This is a genomic window from Pigmentiphaga litoralis (assembly GCF_014651835.1).
Classification (GTDB): Bacteria; Pseudomonadota; Gammaproteobacteria; order Burkholderiales; family Burkholderiaceae_B; genus Pigmentiphaga; species Pigmentiphaga litoralis.
In genome coordinates this window covers 96381-111417 of the sequence record NZ_BMXQ01000002.1, presented here as the reverse complement: position 1 = coordinate 111417, position 15037 = coordinate 96381, and the positions used below count along the sequence as shown (strand labels likewise).

Here is a 15037-nt window from a genome sequence, read left to right as displayed (position 1 = left end):
GGAGCCCTGCGAACCGCCTGTTAATGGCGCACCGCAACATTCCGGCCGACGCAAAATATGCGCATCGTTACCATCGGAACGGTCGATCCACCGGAAGTTCCGTTGCGTGTGCGCATCCTTCGCCGGTAGCAAAGCAACCCGGACAACAACACGCGCATCACCCACGACACAGGCAACGCGCCGACCCTCCAGACAAAAAAAAGCCCGGAGCCGTGACGGCTTCGGGCTTAATCCACCAAATAAGGAGGGTGGAGGAGACACTTTGGAGATCGCTTTGCGGTGCTGTCCGACGTATGACGAGGGGCCCTGGGCCGTGTCGTCACTCAAAGCGACTTCCGTTAGAACAATTATAGGAAGGCGTTTTGTGCAGCGCAAGAACTTTCTAGGGTTTTCGTGTAGGTAGTGACCAGCAGCCGACACGGTCCAACCGGGGGTCCTGGCCGCCCCCGGGGGGGCCTGGCCGCCCCCGGCGGCAGTGTGGCTACCGGTGTGGCGCCACCGGGCTGCACGCTATCATCCCGCCCTATCGACCACCGCACTATCAAAGGACATCGAACATGGAATGCACAGTGAGCTGGGGCGGCCCCCAGGGGATGTTGTTCACGGCCCAGACCGGCAGCGGCCATATTGCCGTGATGGACGGCGCGCCCGACGGCGGCGGCAACAACCTGGCGCCGCGGCCGATGGAACTGGTGCTGGCCGGCACGGGCGGTTGTACCGCCTATGACGTCGTGCTGATCCTGAAGCGCGGCCGCCACGCCGTGCGCGGGTGCACGGTGGCCATGCAGGCCGAGCGCGCCGAAACCGATCCGAAGGTCTTCACCAAGATCCACTTCCAGTTCACCGTGACAGGCAAGAACCTGCCGGTGGCCGCCGTCGAACGCGCGGTGCAGCTGTCGCACGACAAGTACTGCTCGGCATCGGCCATGCTGGAACACACGGTCGCCATGACCTGGGGTGTGGACGTGGTGGAAGCGGACTGAACCGCCCTGCCCCGAACGAAAGACGCCGCGGCCGGCGTCTTTGCCGTCCTCAAATATAGTAGGACGTCGTCGTCATCACTTTCGAGCCGGCCCGCATGGCGGCTCGGGCCAGCGGCGGCAGGGGCCGTCCGCCAGCGTGCTGGGCGGTCTCACGATGATGGCGTTCTTCTTCGCACATCTGCGTGACGATCGCCCGTGACCGCACATCGTTGACCGGCAACTTCTGCAGATGCCCGTCCAGATGCTGCTCCACCTGTTTCTCGGTCTCGGCCATGAAGCCCAGGTTGACGGCATCCCCCGCCCTTCCCGCCAGCACGCCCAGTCCGAACGCCCCGGCGTACCAGAGCGGATTGAGGAAGCTCGGCCGTGACTTCAATTCCTTGAGCCGATCGGCCAGCCACGTCAGGTGATCGGTTTCCTCGACGGCTGCCGCCAGAAAGATGGCGCGCGTCGACGGATGCCGGCTGACCAGCGCCTGGCCACGGTACAAGGCCTGCGCGCAGACCTCTCCCACATGATTGACGCGCATCAGCCCGGCCGCATGGCGCATGTCGGCGGGCGTCAGTTCGCCGGAAGGAGCGGCGGCGTCAGTGCCCGCCGGGTCGGGCGCCCCGACCACCGCCAGCGGTTCCGTGGCAACCACCACCGGGGCCGCCGGCTTGCGCAGGGCCGTGGCCGGATTGGGTCGGGTGCCAGAGGTGCTGCCAGACAGCACCCGCAGCGCGCGGTCGGCTTCGGCCAGCAGGCGGTCGAGGGGCGACATCCGGCGAAAGCCGGACGGCGACGATGAACCGAACGAGGAACTGGACGAAGACGGCGAAGAAACGTTGGAGCTCATGATCGGTGCCTTCTGCATGCGGCCCACGGGGGAGGTGGGCACGAAAGAACGATCCGCCCAGTATAGGCAATCGCGGTGATGGCACGGGCTGAGCACGCCGCATACCCGCCGCCAGGCAGGCCCCGGACAGGCGACAGGCAGACAACCAACAGGTCCCGAACCGGCGGCAAACCGGCGGCTGCAGCAGCGTTGCATGCGCACAACAGTGGATGAGCTCCCCGGGCATTGTCACGCAGTGCACATATTCACTCGTCATTCTGACCGCCGTGCACCAGGAAAGACGTGCCGCACCACCATCACTCATTCGGAGCTCCAATTGAACAAGACCCTTATCGCCGCCGCCCTGCTCGCTGGCTTCGCGGGAGCCGCCCAGGCTCAAAGCAACGTCACCCTGTACGGCATTGCCGACGCGGGCTTTGTCTCCAGCAAGAACGACGGTCAGCGTGCCACCAACGGCATTGACAGCGGATACGCCGGCGGCTCGCGCTGGGGCATTCGTGGTACGGAGGACCTGGGCAACGGTCTGAAGGCTGCGTTCCAGCTGGAAAGCGGCATCAACATCGACCAGGGCACCACCGGCCAGTCGCTGGGCACCACGAGCCGCCTGTTCGGCCGTACCGCCTGGGTCGGCCTGCAATCCGCATCGCTGGGCGAACTGCGCCTCGGCCGTCAGGACTCGTTCGCGTTCGGCTGGTTCGGCAGCAGCATCAACCCGTTCGGCAACGCCTACGGCCAGGCTCAATCGCAAACCATCTTCGGCTTCAACGCCACGGGTGGCACGGGTGACCGTCTGGACAACACCGCCCTGTACATGACGCCGAAATTCGCGGGCTTCCAGGCCGGCGTGGGCTACAGCTTCAACGCCGCTGGCCAGGAAGCTACCGTCGCCTCGGGCGCCGCGCGCACCGACCAGCGCGTCATCACCAGCGGTATCCGCTACAACAACGGCCCCCTGGCTGTCGTGTTCACGTATGACCAGCGCAATGCGCCTGACGCGGCTGCCGCCGCTGCCAGCAGCGACATCAAGAACTACCAGTTGGGCGCCACCTACGACTTCGGCGTCGTGAAAGCCCACGCCGGTTACGGCCGCCTGCAGAACTATGCGTTCCGCTCGGCATCGGAAAAAGAAAACGCGTACCTGCTGGGTCTGAGCGTGCCGTTTGGCGCGCATGCCCTGCTGGCCACGTATCAGCGCCTGGACAACCGCAACAAGAACCTGGGTCGCCAAGACAACAACATTGACGGCTTTGCGCTCGCCTACAACTACAAGCTGTCGAAGCGCACCATGGCATACGCCGCTGTCAGCCAGTACAGCGACTCGGTGGTCTACACGGGCCGTGCCGCCGGCACCACCGGCGACCGCCGCGAACTGGCGTTCGGCCTGCAGCACCGCTTCTGATCGTCGCTTCAACAAGACCAGGGCGCCCGGCTTCGTGCCGGTCCGCCCCGCCGGATTGCAGAATCTGCGTCCGGCCCTCAAGGCTCATTTCCCCAGGGAAATGGGCCTTTTTGCTGCGTCTGTTGGTAGAAACGCACGTAGGACGTAAGCAGTCGTAAAAACGGAGCCTCCGCAGCAGGCAAACTTGGCCCCCGGACGATTTTTTTGATGGAATAGCACCACGGCTTCCCCGGAAGCAAAACAGACCGGCCCCAAGGCAGGGACCGGAACCGACGCTGCGGGCGTGCTTTGACCGCCTCCGTCGGCCCCCTGCCCCGGCCCGTCTTCCAGACAACCCATCCGATCTCGGAGATCTTCATGAAGAAAACGCTCATCGTTGCAGCCATCCTGGCCAGCGCAGCAGGTACCGCCCAGGCACAAAGCTCGGTCACGCTCTACGGTCTCGTGGATGCCGGTTTCCTGCACTCGAAGACGGATGGCCAGAGCTCGCGCAACGCGCTCGACAGCGGCATCCAGAACGACTCGCGCTTCGGCCTGCGTGGCACGGAAGACCTGGGCGGCGGGCTGAAGGCCAACTTCACCCTCGAAAGCGGCATCAACGTCGATGACGGCACCACGACCGGCAGCGGCCTGTTCAATCGTCAGGCATGGGTCGGCCTCTCGCACGCTCGCTTCGGTGAAATGCGCCTGGGTCGCCAGTTCATCCTGGGCTCGGCATTCTTTACCTCGATCGACCCGTTCGGCACCGTGTTCCGCCAGGCCGGTATCGGCTCGACGGTGATCGCCGCCAACCAGGTGCGCAACGACAACACCGCCATGTTCTTCTCGCCGAACTTCGGCGGCCTGCAAGCCGCAATCGGCTACAGCTTCACCCGCTCGGGTCAGGAAGTTCCTGGCAACGCCAACAACAACCGCGCTGTCACGACTGGCGTCCGCTACAACAACGGCCCGATCGAAGCCGCTGTGACGTATGACCGCCTTGACCCGGGTACGGGCGGCTCGAACGGCATCTCGACGCAAGTCGGTGGCGCCTATGACTTCGGCGTCGTGAAGGTCCACGCCCTGTACGCTGACCAGCGCAACATCGCCGTGACCGCCGGCACCGCAGCAACGCCTGCTACCAGCGTGCCTTTCGCCACGAACACCAAGTCGTACATGGTGGGTCTGTCGGCACCGATCGGCGCAGGCCGCGTCTTCGGTTCGTACCAGAAGGCGAAGGACTGGGACATCTCGGGCTACAGCCTGGGCTACACCTACGCCCTGTCGCGCCGCACGAACGCCTACGCGTTCTTCAGCGACATCGACAACGTCGGCAGCCGCACCTCGGTTCGCAACGACATCGGTACCCGCCAGGCTGGTTTCGGCGTGCGCCACATGTTCTAAGGACTTCCGGGGCTTCGGCCCCGAGGTTGCTGGAACAAAAAAGCCGGATCGCAAGATCCGGCTTTTTTTCGTCCTGGCGATGCCGCGTGGGGTCAGGCCTCGGCAAGCGCCTTCAGGGCTTCGTCACGCGTCATGACGGTGGCGTACTTCTGGCCCATGTCGAACAGATTGGCATCGTGCGGCGCGATGGCGCGGTCACCCACGCAGTCGGACAGCACCAGCGGCCGGTAGCCATACGACATGGCGTCAACCACGCTGGCCCGCACGCAGCCGCTGGTAACCGCGCCTGCGATTACCAGGGTCTTGACGCCGCGCTGCGCCAGCCAGGCCGTCAGCATGGTGCCGAAGAAGGCCGACGGCACCGTCTTGCGCACCACCAGCTCGCCCGGCGCGGGCGCCAGTTCCGGCACGATCGCGCTGCGCGCTTCGTTTTCCTTGAGCGTCAGCATGCCCGGCACCTTCTGTGCGAACACGTTGTGGTCGCCGCCGTCATCGGCAAACACGATACGGCTGTGCGCCACCGGCCAGCCACGCTGACGGGCTTCGGCCAGCAGCGGCACCGTGTTGGCGATCGCCTGCGGGATGTTGCCGCCACCGAAGATCTCGGGATCGGCAAAGCCGTTGACGAAGTCAATGATCAGAAGACCGACCGGGCCTTCCAGTTCCAGCGCGGTGCCGAAGCCCTGGCGCTGATAGGTGTGAACGTCGTTGTCCATCATTTGTCCTGTGGTTGATCCAATACCTTGCCGCTCCGGACCACCGGTTCGCCGTCGAGGCTGACCGTGCAGTCGCGCAGCGGGATATCGATGTGGCAGGCGGTGCTGCGGCTGCCGCCCGCTTCGTTGTTGGGCCCGAGCGAGAACAGGAAGTTGCCTTCGTAGGCCCGCGCGTCCATGCCGATGGTGGCTTCACGATCGTACAACCCCAGCGTGGACCAGCGCGCGCGCGGTTGCAGGCCCCAGCCGATATGCGAGATCGCATAGGCCTCGGGATCGTTGAACGACGACATGTAGTCGCGCAACAAGGCCGCGTCGACCCCGCCTTCGATCTTCGTTGCGTAGCCGTTTTCCACCGTCAGCGTGATGGGCTCGGTCACGTAGCATTTCTGCGGCAGCAGGATGTCGCCCTTGTCGATCACGATGCGGCCGGATGTCTTGCCGTCGTCCGGGAAGGTCAGCACGAAGCCGCTCGGCCAGTGGTCCCAGCGACCGGGTTCATCGACGAAACCGTACTCGCTGATGACCGGAAACTGGCCCATCGGGCAGGTCAGTTCCGTACCGGCGGGCGACGTGACCGTCATGGTCCTGGCGCGCGACAGGCGCGCGTTGGCCTTCGTGACACGTTCGCGATCCGCGGCGGTCGGCACCAGGCGCACCAGCACTTCGGGCGGCTCGACGGCCAGCAGGATCTTGGTGCCGGTCTTCAGGATGTCGTGTTGCTCGGCCGAGAACAACAGCGTCATCAGGTCCAGCACCAGATCGCTTTCCTTGAGCGCGGCAATCGCCGCCTTGTTGCCCGTCAACGGCGTGGTACCCAGGTAGGCCAGCGAATCCCGGCTGAGCGCCTTGTCGGCATTGACCGGCAGCAGGTCCAGCCGGTTGACCACCGCGCCCAATGATTGGGCCGCCACCAGTGCGCTCGACAGGGTCTGCGGATGGGTGGCCGCGCCGGTCAGCACCGTGACGGTCTGACCCGCCTCGAGCTTCGACAGCTTCAGCACCTGGGTCCAGGCGTTGATCATTTCATAGTCACTGACCGGCATGGCGGTTACTCCTGGAAGTTCTAGAGGCGGGGTTCAGGCAGCGGCGGCCTCACGGCGTGGCGGGCGTGCCCATGGCGGGGTCGTCGTTGGCGGCGCCGGCTTTCGCCAGCGGCGCGCCCAGGAAGGTGCCAAAGGCGGCATAGAAGCCGGCTTCGTCGTCCCACGGAATCATGTGGCCTGCACCGGGCACGTGCGCGACTTCGGTATCGGCATGCAGCGAGCGGATTTCTTCGATGTCTTCGGGGCGGATCACATCGCCCCGGCCCGCCACCATCAGCATGACCGGCACGGTCAGCTTCGGCAGGTCGGCATGGATGTCGTCGGTCGCAAAGGCTTCGAAGCTGGTCAGGATCGCGCTTTCATTGCAGGTGTGCAGCCATTCGGCGCGCAGGGCACGCTGTTCTTCGGTCCAGGTCGGGCAGAACGCCAGCATGCCTTCGGCGTCGGTGCCTTGAACGGCCAGGCGGATCGAGTCGATATACCAGGGCAGCTTGGCTGGATAGGCGCGGCGGCCGGGGCCCGACACGGGTGGATCGATCAGCACCATGCGTTCCAGGCCCGCGGGGGCCGTGCGGCCTGCGCGCACCGCAATGCGGCCGCCCATCGAATGGCCGACGATCATCCAGCGGTCCAGCTTGAGCGCTTCCGCAAAGGCCAGCACGTCGGCCGCCTGCGCATCCAGGCTGTAGTCCAGGCCGTCTTCGGCCGATGACAGGCCGCGGCCACGCACGTCCAGCACATAGGTGTCGAACTGCTCGCCAAACACCTCGCCCACGAAACCCCAGGTAATGGCCGGGCTGGTGATGCCGGGCACCAGGATCACGGTGGGACGCGAGGTGCGCGCTTCGGTGGCGCCGCCATAACGAAGATAGTGTTGGCGGATGCCATTGGCGTGCACGTTGCCGCCAGCAATGAATGTGCTCAAAAGTTGCTCCTGTTCGCGATGAGGAACGCCTGCGTCGGGCCCCGACGCGGGACGTCAGGGCCCGAAGGCAGGCGCTGTCTTGGCAGGGATCGCCGGATGTGGCCCCGGTTGCGCGTTGCGCCCTGCGGCTTGAAGAAAAGCCTTACAGCTTGAACAGGCGCTCGGCGTTGCCGTGGCAGATCAGGTGACGCGTCGCCTCGTCGAGCGGGGCGGCTTCGATGAAATCGGCCGCATCGGCGCTCGACTCGTAAGGATAGTCTACCGAGAACATGACGGCTTCGGCACCCATCTCTTCGATCGCGCCCATCAGTGCGCCCGGCGAACAGACGCCCGAGGTCGTGATGACGATGTTGCTGCCGATGTATTCCGAGGGCTTGCGCTGCAGCGTGATGCCGTGCGGATAGGCCGCGAAGCGGCTGTCGAAACGCCAGCGCTGATAGGGCAGGCCTTCGCCCATGTGACCGATGACGATCTTCAGGTCGGGGAAGCGATCGAACACGCCGGCGAACAACAGGCGCAGCGTGTGGGTGCCCGTCTCGACACCCCAGCCCCAGGCCGCGCGGCTGATTTCAGGGTGGTCGTTATACGCGTGCGGCATGATGAAGGCATCGGTGGGGTGCAGATACAGCGGCACGTCCAGCGCCTGCATGCGTTCCCAGAACGCGTCGTACTTGGGCTCGTCCAGGTACACGCCGTTGGTGTGGCCGTTGACCAGCGAGCCCTTGAAGCCGAGGTCGTTCACGCAGCGCTCGAGCTCATCGGCGGCCGTTTCGGGATCATGCATGGGCAGCGTGGCGAAGCCAGCGTAGCGGGTCGGATGACGCTGCACCTGGCTGGCCAGGAAGTCATTGTTTTCACGAGCACGGCGCAGGGCCACCTCGGCATCGGGCTCGGCCTGCACGCCCGGACCGCTTTGCGACAGGATTGCGAGATCGATGCCGGCCGCATCCATTTCGGCCAGGCGCATGTCATCGAAGTCCGACAGGCGCGAGCCGAGTTCGGCGATCTGGACCGGGTCGATGTGCTTGAGAAAGCTCGCTGAATAGTTCTGGAAGCCGGCTCCCATGAAGTGTTCCTCGAACGCAATCTTGCGAATCCTCGTCATTTCCTCTTCCCCAGGGTGGCCGGTGGCTGCGGTTGGTGCGGACTGTCTGCCCGGCATCGATTGTCAGTGTACTGATAAATAAGTCTAGCAACGGAAATCCCAAAAGTCCAGATTTCGCGCCGGTCCCGGCAGCGTTTTCGGGCGGCCTTGCAGACGTGCATGGAATCGGTGCCGCACAGTGTGCGCGCACACGGATTCGGTGCGCAAAGGCTCCCGTTTCTGGTGCGCCTACCCCGGGCATCCCCTAGCGGCGCGCGCCGTTGACCCTGCCCCAGTCCGTCAGTATGCTCACCATATGTTCAGTGTACTAACGAAAAACTCAGTATACGTACAGACTTGCAGGCAGGCTGCGCGCGGCATTGGCATGCAGATTGCTTGATGGCCCCAACTGAATTTCCTTTCTTTTCCTCGAGGTCGCCATGTTCCAGAAACTGATTTCCACGATCGCCGGCGCGGGCGTCGTCGGCCTGCTGGGATGCTGTCTGTCCGCCCCCGCCATGGCCCAGACGGCCGAGCCGCTGCGAGTGCGTCTGGACTGGACGCCGTGGGGTGTGCAGGCGCCGTTCCATCTGGCGCAGCAGAAAGGCTGGTTCAAGCAGGCGGGCCTCGATGTGATGCTGGAGGACGGCAACGGTTCGGTCACCACGGTGCAGATCGTGGGGTCGGGCGACAGCTTCGACGTGGGCCATGCCGCCCTGGCATCCATGATGATTGCGCGCGACAAGGGCCTGCCGGTCAAGGCCGTGGCCGTGTTCGCGCGCCAGAGCGACATCGGCCTGCTGGTGCCCGACGGCAGCGGCATCACCGGCCCGGCCCAGCTCAAGGGCAAGAAGATTGCGTATACCGCGGGCTCGCTCGAAGCGCCGTTTGTCGATGCCTTCCTGGCGGCCGGCAAGCTCAAGCGCGCCGACGTCGAACTGCTCAATGTGGACGCCGCCAGCAAGGCGACCACCTACGCCGTCGGCCGCGCCGATGCGGCGTTCTCGACCATCCCGTTTTTCTTGCCTTCGGTGTCGAAGCAGCGGCCATCGCAGGCCGTGCGGTTTGCAGACTACGGGCTGAACATGCCCAGCTTCGGCCTGTTCGCCAGCGAGGCCAAGCTGGCCAGCAAGCGCGACGCGATCAGCCGCTTTGCCAGCGTGACGTCGATGGCCTGGGAATACATACACGCCGGCCACCAGGATGAAGCCGTCGACGCCATCGTCGCGCAGCGTCCGCAGGCGCGCCTGGACAAGACAGTGCTGCGCGGCCAGATCGATGCGCTCAAGCCTTACTTTGGCACCGGTGCGCGCGTGGGCGCGATGGTGCCCGGCGACTGGACCGATGCCGTCAAGACGCTGTCGTCGGTCGGCCTGATCGGCACGACGCGCGCCGCCACCGACTACTACGTCGACGGCCTGGCCACGCCGGAAAAATTCGGCGCACTGGCCAAGACAAAATGAGTGGTTCGGTTCACGCCGCAGGCGTACGCAAGCACTACCCCGGGCCACGCGGCGTCCAGGCCTTGGCCGGCATCGATGCCGACATTCCGCAGGGCCGATTCGTCAGCATCCTGGGTCCCAGCGGCTGCGGCAAAAGCACCTTTTTGCGCTGCGTAGCGGGTCTGGAAACCATTACGGACGGCACGCTGGAAGTGCATGGCAAGCCGGTGCGCGGCGCGCCGGACGGCATCGGCATCGTGTTCCAGCGCGATGCCCTGCTGGACTGGCGCAGCATCCGCAGCAACATCCTGCTGCCCGTGGAATTTGCGCACAAGCCGGTCGCCCGGTATGCCGACAAGGTCGATCATCTGCTGGCGCTGACCAAGCTGACGGACTTTGGCAACAGCTATCCGCGCGAGCTGTCGGGCGGCATGCGCCAGCGCGCCGCGATCTGCCGCGCCCTGGTCGACGATCCGGAATTGCTGCTGATGGATGAGCCCTTCGGGGCGCTGGACGCACTGACGCGGGATCAGATGAATGTGGAGCTGCAGCGCATCTGGATGGAGACGCGCAACACCGTCATGTTCGTGACCCACGGCATTGCCGAAGCGGTGTTCCTGGGGGACGTGGTCATGGTCTTTTCGCCCCGCCCCGGCCGCATCGTTGAAACCCTCACGATCGACCTGCCCCGCCCCCGGCCGCTCGCGATCCGCGAGACGCCTGAATTTGGCAAGTATGTCGCGCACATTCGCGGCCTGTTCCAGGACATGGGACTGATCGACGAGAAGAAGGCCTGACATGCGCGAGTCCCATTATTCCAGCACCCTGGCCGGCCTGTTTTCGACCGTGGTCGTGCTGCTGCTGTGGGAAGCCGCCGGCCGCCTGCTGCAGGTTCGACCCATCATGCTGCCCCTGCCCTCGGCCATCCTGAAGGAACTGGGCGCCGAGTTTCCCTGGTACATGGGGCACGCGGCCTATACCTTGCTGACGACCATGGGGGGCTTTCTGCTGTCGGTGATCGGCGGCGTGGCGATCGCCGCGATCATTGTCGGATCGCGCACCTTCGAACGTTTTGTATGGCCCGTGATCGTGGCCTTCAACAGCGTCCCCAAGGTCGCCATTGCGCCGCTGTTCGTGATCTGGATGGGTACCGGCGCCGAACCGAAAGTGGCCATTGCTTTCCTGATCGCGGTGTTCGCGATCATCGTTGACACTGTCCACGGCCTGCGTTCGGTGCCGCCCGACGTGACCGACCTGTCGCGGGTGCTCAAGGGCTCGGCCTGGGACGTATTCTGGAAGGTGAAGATGCCGTGCGCATTGCCGTCAATCGTGACGGGCATGAAGGTGGCGATCTCGCTGGCGCTGGTGGGCGCGATCGTGGGGGAATTCGTGTCGTCGCAGCGCGGCCTGGGCTACGTGATCATGAGCGCGCAAGGCACGTTCGATACGGTGCGCGTGTTTGCCGCGCTGTTCATTCTTGCCATCATGGGCATGGTGCTCTACGGCGCGCTGGTGCTGCTGGAACGCCGCGCCACGCCCTGGCGGAACGACCCGTCGCATTGAACAGGAACCGGGCTGCGGCGGCCCTGGCAAACGCACCGTTGGCGAGGCCGCACAAAACCCCCGCACCATCTTCCATTCGGCAATAATCTCAGTATACTGACGATTATTAGTCAGCATACTTACAGATAGGATTCAATATGGCCTGGATCAAAGTCGCAAGTGCCGGTCAGCTGCAGAACGGCGACGTGATCGGCGTGCATGCCGGTCAGGCGCACATCGCGCTTTACCGCGATGACGACACCTATTTCGCGACCGACAACGTCTGTACGCACCAGTACGCGCTGCTGTCCGACGGCTACCTTGAAGACGGCTGTATCGAATGCCCCCTGCACCAGGCCACGTTCGACATCCGCACCGGCAAGGCCCAGTGCGCCCCCGCGACCAAGGACCTGGTGACCTACCCGGTCAAGGTCGAGGGCGACGACGTGCTGGTCGACGCATAAAGGTTCGCCATGAGCGCCGATACCCTCATCAACGATCCCGCGGCCGCGCCGGTCCTTGACGCCAGGCCCATCCTCATCATCGGGGCGGGCCAGGCGGGCGCCACGGCGGCGGCCACCCTACGGCAACTGGGCCACACCGGCGGCATCGTGATGCTCGGCAGCGAAGCGCATGCGCCCTACGAGCGCCCGCCGCTGTCCAAGTCCGTGCTGAGCGGCGAGCAGGCCGACCATGAGATCGGCGTGCACCCCACGGCCTTCTACGACGACAACACCATCGACCTGCACCTGGGCCGCACGATCGCGTCGCTGGACGTGGCCGCGTCGGTCGCCCATGACAGCGCCGGCGAGACGATCGCGTACAGCCACTGCCTGATCGCCACCGGCGGCACCGCGCGCGAACTGCCCGAGCTGCCCGCCGGCACGCCCGGCGTGCATTACATCCGTTCGCTCGATGACGCCCGCGGCCTGCGAGCGGCGCTGGCCGCCCTGCCCGCGGGCGAGACGGTGCTGGTCATTGGCGGCGGCTTCCTGGGGCTGGAAACGGCATCGACGGCACTGACGCTGGGCCGCCGTGTGGTCCTGGTGGAAGCCGGCGCCCGCCTGCTGGAACGCGCCGTGCCACCGGCTTTGTCGGAATGGCTGTCGGCCCGCGCGCGGCATGCTGGCGTGGACCTGCGGCTGGGCCGCCGGATCGCCAAGCTGACCCATACGGCGGCCGGCACGTCGTTGATGCTGGATGACGGTGCGGAAGTGTCGGCCAGCCTGACCGTCGTGGCGATCGGGCTGGTGCCCGACACCGCGCTGGCCGAGGCGGCCGGCATTGCCGTGCACCCGGCCAACCGCGGCGTGCGCATTGATGCGCAGTGCCGCACCCATATCGCCAACGTGTTTGCCGCGGGCGATTGCGCGTCGCAGTTCCAGCCCCTGTTCAAGCAGGAACTGCGGCTGGAATCGTGGCAGAGCGCCAATGAACAGGCCCGCCTGGCCGCTGCGGCCATGCTGGGCGTGGACACCGCGCCGCAAGCCGTGCCGTGGTTCTGGACCGACCAGTTCGGCTGCAACTTTCAGATGCTGGGCGCGTACGACCCGGCACTGGACTACATCCTGCGCGGCAACGCCGATCCGGACGCGGCCGCGCCCAAGTTCCTGCTGCTCGGTCTGGAGCACGGCCACCTGCGTCACGGCATTGCCGTGAACGCCGGCGGCGACCTGCGCCAGCTGCGCGTGCTGATCGAAAAAGACCTTCCCTGCGCGCCCGCGGCGCTTCAGGACACGACGCTGAATCTGCGGCAACTGGTGCGCGACGCTGTCGCCGCGTCGCCCGCCGCGCCCCTTCCCTGACAGGAATCGCCATGTATAACGCCCACGCAGTCATCAACCGGACGCTCGGCCACAAGGATGCGGAGCTCTCCTCCTATGCCTGGCCCGAAGACGCGCTGCACGAAATCCCGGACTGGATCTACACCAGCAATGCCGTGTACGACCAGGAATTGCAGAAGATCTTCAAAGGCAAGGTCTGGAACTTTGTCGGCCTGGAAGCCGAAGTGCCGAACGCCGGCGACTACAAGCGCTCGTACGTTGGCGCGACGCCGGTCGTCTTGTCGCGCGCCGAAGACGGGTCGGTCAACGTGTTCGAGAATCGCTGCGCGCACCGCGGCGCCGAGTTCTGTCGCAACAGCCAGGGCAACGCCAAAGAGTTCGTGTGCCCCTATCACCAATGGTCGTATGACCTGAAGGGCAACCTGCAGGGCGTGCCCTTCAAGCGCGGCGTGAACCGGATCGGCGGCATGCCCAAGGACTTCAAGAACGAAGACCACGGCCTGCTCAAGCTGCACACGACCACCTACAACGGTGTCGTGTTCGCGTCCTATCACGCCGACGTCGAACCGATTCCGGAATACCTGACGCCCGAAATCCTGAAGGACTTCGATCATGTGTTCAACGGCAAGAAGCTCAAGATCCTGGGGTATTACAAGAACGAGCTGCCCTGCAACTGGAAGATGTATCACGAGAACCTGAAGGATCCGTACCACGCGACCCTGCTGCACTCGTTCCTGGTGGTGTTCGGCCTGCTGGTGGCGGGCAACGATTCGGCCATGATCGCCGATCCGGTCAACGGCCGCCACGGCACCATGGCGTCGGCCAAGAAGGAAGACAAGTACGCCGAGGTCAGCAGCGAGAACAAGAAGGAAATGCGCTCGTACCATGAAGGCATGCGCCTGCAGGACGATCGCTTCCTGGAATACATCAAGGAAACGGATTCGCGCTGGTCGGTCACGATGCAGACGATCTGGCCGAACCTGGTCGTGCAGCGCGAGATGAACACGCTGGGCGTACGTCACATCGTCCCGAACGGTCCGGACAGCATGCTGATGATGTGGACCATGTTCGGCTACGAAGACGACACCGAAGAAATGACGCAGCACCGCCTGCGCCAGGGCAACCTGATGGGTCCGGCCGGCTTCCTGGGACTGGAAGACAACGAAGCGATGAAGTTCGTGCAGGAAGGCGTGCGCCGCACCAGCACCGACGTCAATGTGCTGAAGCTGGAGTCGGGCCACGTGGGCACGAGCGAGACGCTGATCTCGGAAGCGGCCATCCGTGCCATGTACCAATACTATCGCGGCGTCATGGGATTCTGACCGTTATGACCTTCACTACGACCTCTCTGTTCCACGCCTCGACGCTGGCGCCCGCCCGCGCACTGGAACTGCGCCAGCGCGTCGAGACCTTCCATGCCGACTACTGCGCGACCCTGGATTCGGGATCGCTGGAAGACTGGCCCGAGTTCTTTACCGAAAAGGGCATCTACCGGGTGACGGCGCGTGAAAATGCCGAGCTCAGCCTGCCCGTGGGCCTGGTGTATTGCGAAGGCAAGGGCATGCTGCAGGATCGCGCGGTGGCGATCAACCGCACGCAGATGTTCGCGCCCCGCTACATGCTGCATCTGGTGACCAACACGCGCGTGACCGCCGAAGAAGCCGACGGCGCGATCAAGGCGCAAGCCAACTTTCTGTTGATGCAGACACTGGTGGAAGGGCCGACCACGGTGCACATGGCGGGCACCTATCACGACGTGTTCGTGGTGGAAGGCGATCGCCTGCTGTTGAAGGACCGGCAGGTGATCTACGACAGCACGATCATTGCGAACGACCTGGTGTACCCGGTCTGACCTGATCTGCTGGGATGGAAGGAACAAGCCGTGGGGGCGCGAT

The 15037-nt window shown here is 64.8% G+C and carries 15 protein-coding genes; 10 read left to right on the top strand and 5 right to left on the bottom strand.

Translation table 11 applies throughout. From position 1 onward, the window contains the following. The first annotated feature begins 557 nt into the window (after positions 1-557). Entirely contained in the window at positions 558-983 is a 426-nt protein-coding gene (locus tag IE116_RS19025; RefSeq protein ID WP_179588908.1) for an OsmC family protein, read from the top strand. A gap of 49 nt (positions 984-1032) precedes the next feature. Here IE116_RS19025 and coq7 read toward each other — a convergent pair whose 3' ends face one another. Then, on the bottom strand, positions 1033-1746 hold the full coding sequence (gene coq7, locus IE116_RS19020) for a 2-polyprenyl-3-methyl-6-methoxy-1,4-benzoquinone monooxygenase (protein WP_189615769.1): 714 nt from the start codon (positions 1744-1746) through the stop codon (positions 1033-1035). A gap of 391 nt (positions 1747-2137) precedes the next feature. On the opposite strand from coq7, the gene IE116_RS19015 reads away from it, so the two are divergent. Further along, positions 2138-3220 (top strand): porin, encoded by a 1083-nt coding sequence (locus tag IE116_RS19015; RefSeq protein ID WP_189614850.1) that lies wholly within the window; start codon positions 2138-2140, stop codon positions 3218-3220. Between the two features lie 357 nt (positions 3221-3577). Further along, positions 3578-4603: a porin gene (locus tag IE116_RS19010; protein WP_189614849.1), complete on the top strand. Its 1026-nt coding sequence runs from the start codon at positions 3578-3580 to the stop codon at positions 4601-4603. Between the two features lie 92 nt (positions 4604-4695). Here IE116_RS19010 and IE116_RS19005 read toward each other — a convergent pair whose 3' ends face one another. The 4 genes from IE116_RS19005 to IE116_RS18990 form a co-directional block, all read right to left on the bottom strand. Continuing rightward, a complete protein-coding gene (locus IE116_RS19005) occupies positions 4696-5319 on the bottom strand; it encodes an N-carbamoylsarcosine amidohydrolase (protein ID WP_189614848.1) in 624 nt (207 codons plus the stop codon). Continuing rightward, the gene (locus IE116_RS19000; RefSeq protein WP_189614847.1) at positions 5319-6365 is read right to left on the bottom strand and encodes a 2,5-dihydroxypyridine 5,6-dioxygenase NicX family protein; all 1047 of its coding nucleotides are present in this window, start codon (positions 6363-6365) and stop codon (positions 5319-5321) included. The genes IE116_RS19005 and IE116_RS19000 overlap by 1 nt, the downstream gene beginning before the upstream one ends. 49 nt (positions 6366-6414) lie before the next feature. Next, positions 6415-7290, bottom strand: coding sequence for an alpha/beta fold hydrolase (locus tag IE116_RS18995; protein WP_189614846.1), 876 nt, complete (start codon positions 7288-7290; stop codon positions 6415-6417). A 142-nt stretch (positions 7291-7432) separates the two neighbouring features. After that, on the bottom strand, positions 7433-8395 hold the full coding sequence (locus IE116_RS18990) for an amidohydrolase family protein (protein WP_189614845.1): 963 nt from the start codon (positions 8393-8395) through the stop codon (positions 7433-7435). A 419-nt stretch (positions 8396-8814) separates the two neighbouring features. On the opposite strand from IE116_RS18990, the gene IE116_RS18985 reads away from it, so the two are divergent. The 7 genes from IE116_RS18985 (at position 8815) to IE116_RS18955 (ending at position 14994) form a co-directional block, all read left to right on the top strand. Further along, complete coding sequence (locus IE116_RS18985) at positions 8815-9837, top strand: ABC transporter substrate-binding protein (RefSeq protein WP_189614844.1); 1023 nt, start codon at positions 8815-8817, stop codon at positions 9835-9837. Continuing rightward, complete coding sequence (locus IE116_RS18980) at positions 9834-10613, top strand: ABC transporter ATP-binding protein (protein ID WP_189614843.1); 780 nt, start codon at positions 9834-9836, stop codon at positions 10611-10613. The genes IE116_RS18985 and IE116_RS18980 overlap by 4 nt, the downstream gene beginning before the upstream one ends. A 1-nt stretch (position 10614) precedes the next feature. Further along, on the top strand, positions 10615-11379 hold the full coding sequence (locus tag IE116_RS18975; protein ID WP_189614842.1) for an ABC transporter permease: 765 nt from the start codon (positions 10615-10617) through the stop codon (positions 11377-11379). Positions 11380-11516: 137 nt separating this feature from the next. Continuing rightward, positions 11517-11822: a non-heme iron oxygenase ferredoxin subunit gene (locus tag IE116_RS18970; protein ID WP_189614841.1), complete on the top strand. Its 306-nt coding sequence runs from the start codon at positions 11517-11519 to the stop codon at positions 11820-11822. A 9-nt stretch (positions 11823-11831) separates the two neighbouring features. Beyond that, positions 11832-13163 (top strand): NAD(P)/FAD-dependent oxidoreductase, encoded by a 1332-nt coding sequence (locus IE116_RS18965; RefSeq protein WP_189614840.1) that lies wholly within the window; start codon positions 11832-11834, stop codon positions 13161-13163. An 11-nt stretch (positions 13164-13174) separates the two neighbouring features. After that, positions 13175-14464, top strand: coding sequence for an aromatic ring-hydroxylating dioxygenase subunit alpha (locus IE116_RS18960; protein ID WP_189614839.1), 1290 nt, complete (start codon positions 13175-13177; stop codon positions 14462-14464). Between the two features lie 5 nt (positions 14465-14469). Then, positions 14470-14994: an aromatic-ring-hydroxylating dioxygenase subunit beta gene (locus tag IE116_RS18955; RefSeq protein ID WP_189614838.1), complete on the top strand. Its 525-nt coding sequence runs from the start codon at positions 14470-14472 to the stop codon at positions 14992-14994. The last annotated feature ends 43 nt before the right edge of the window (positions 14995-15037 follow it).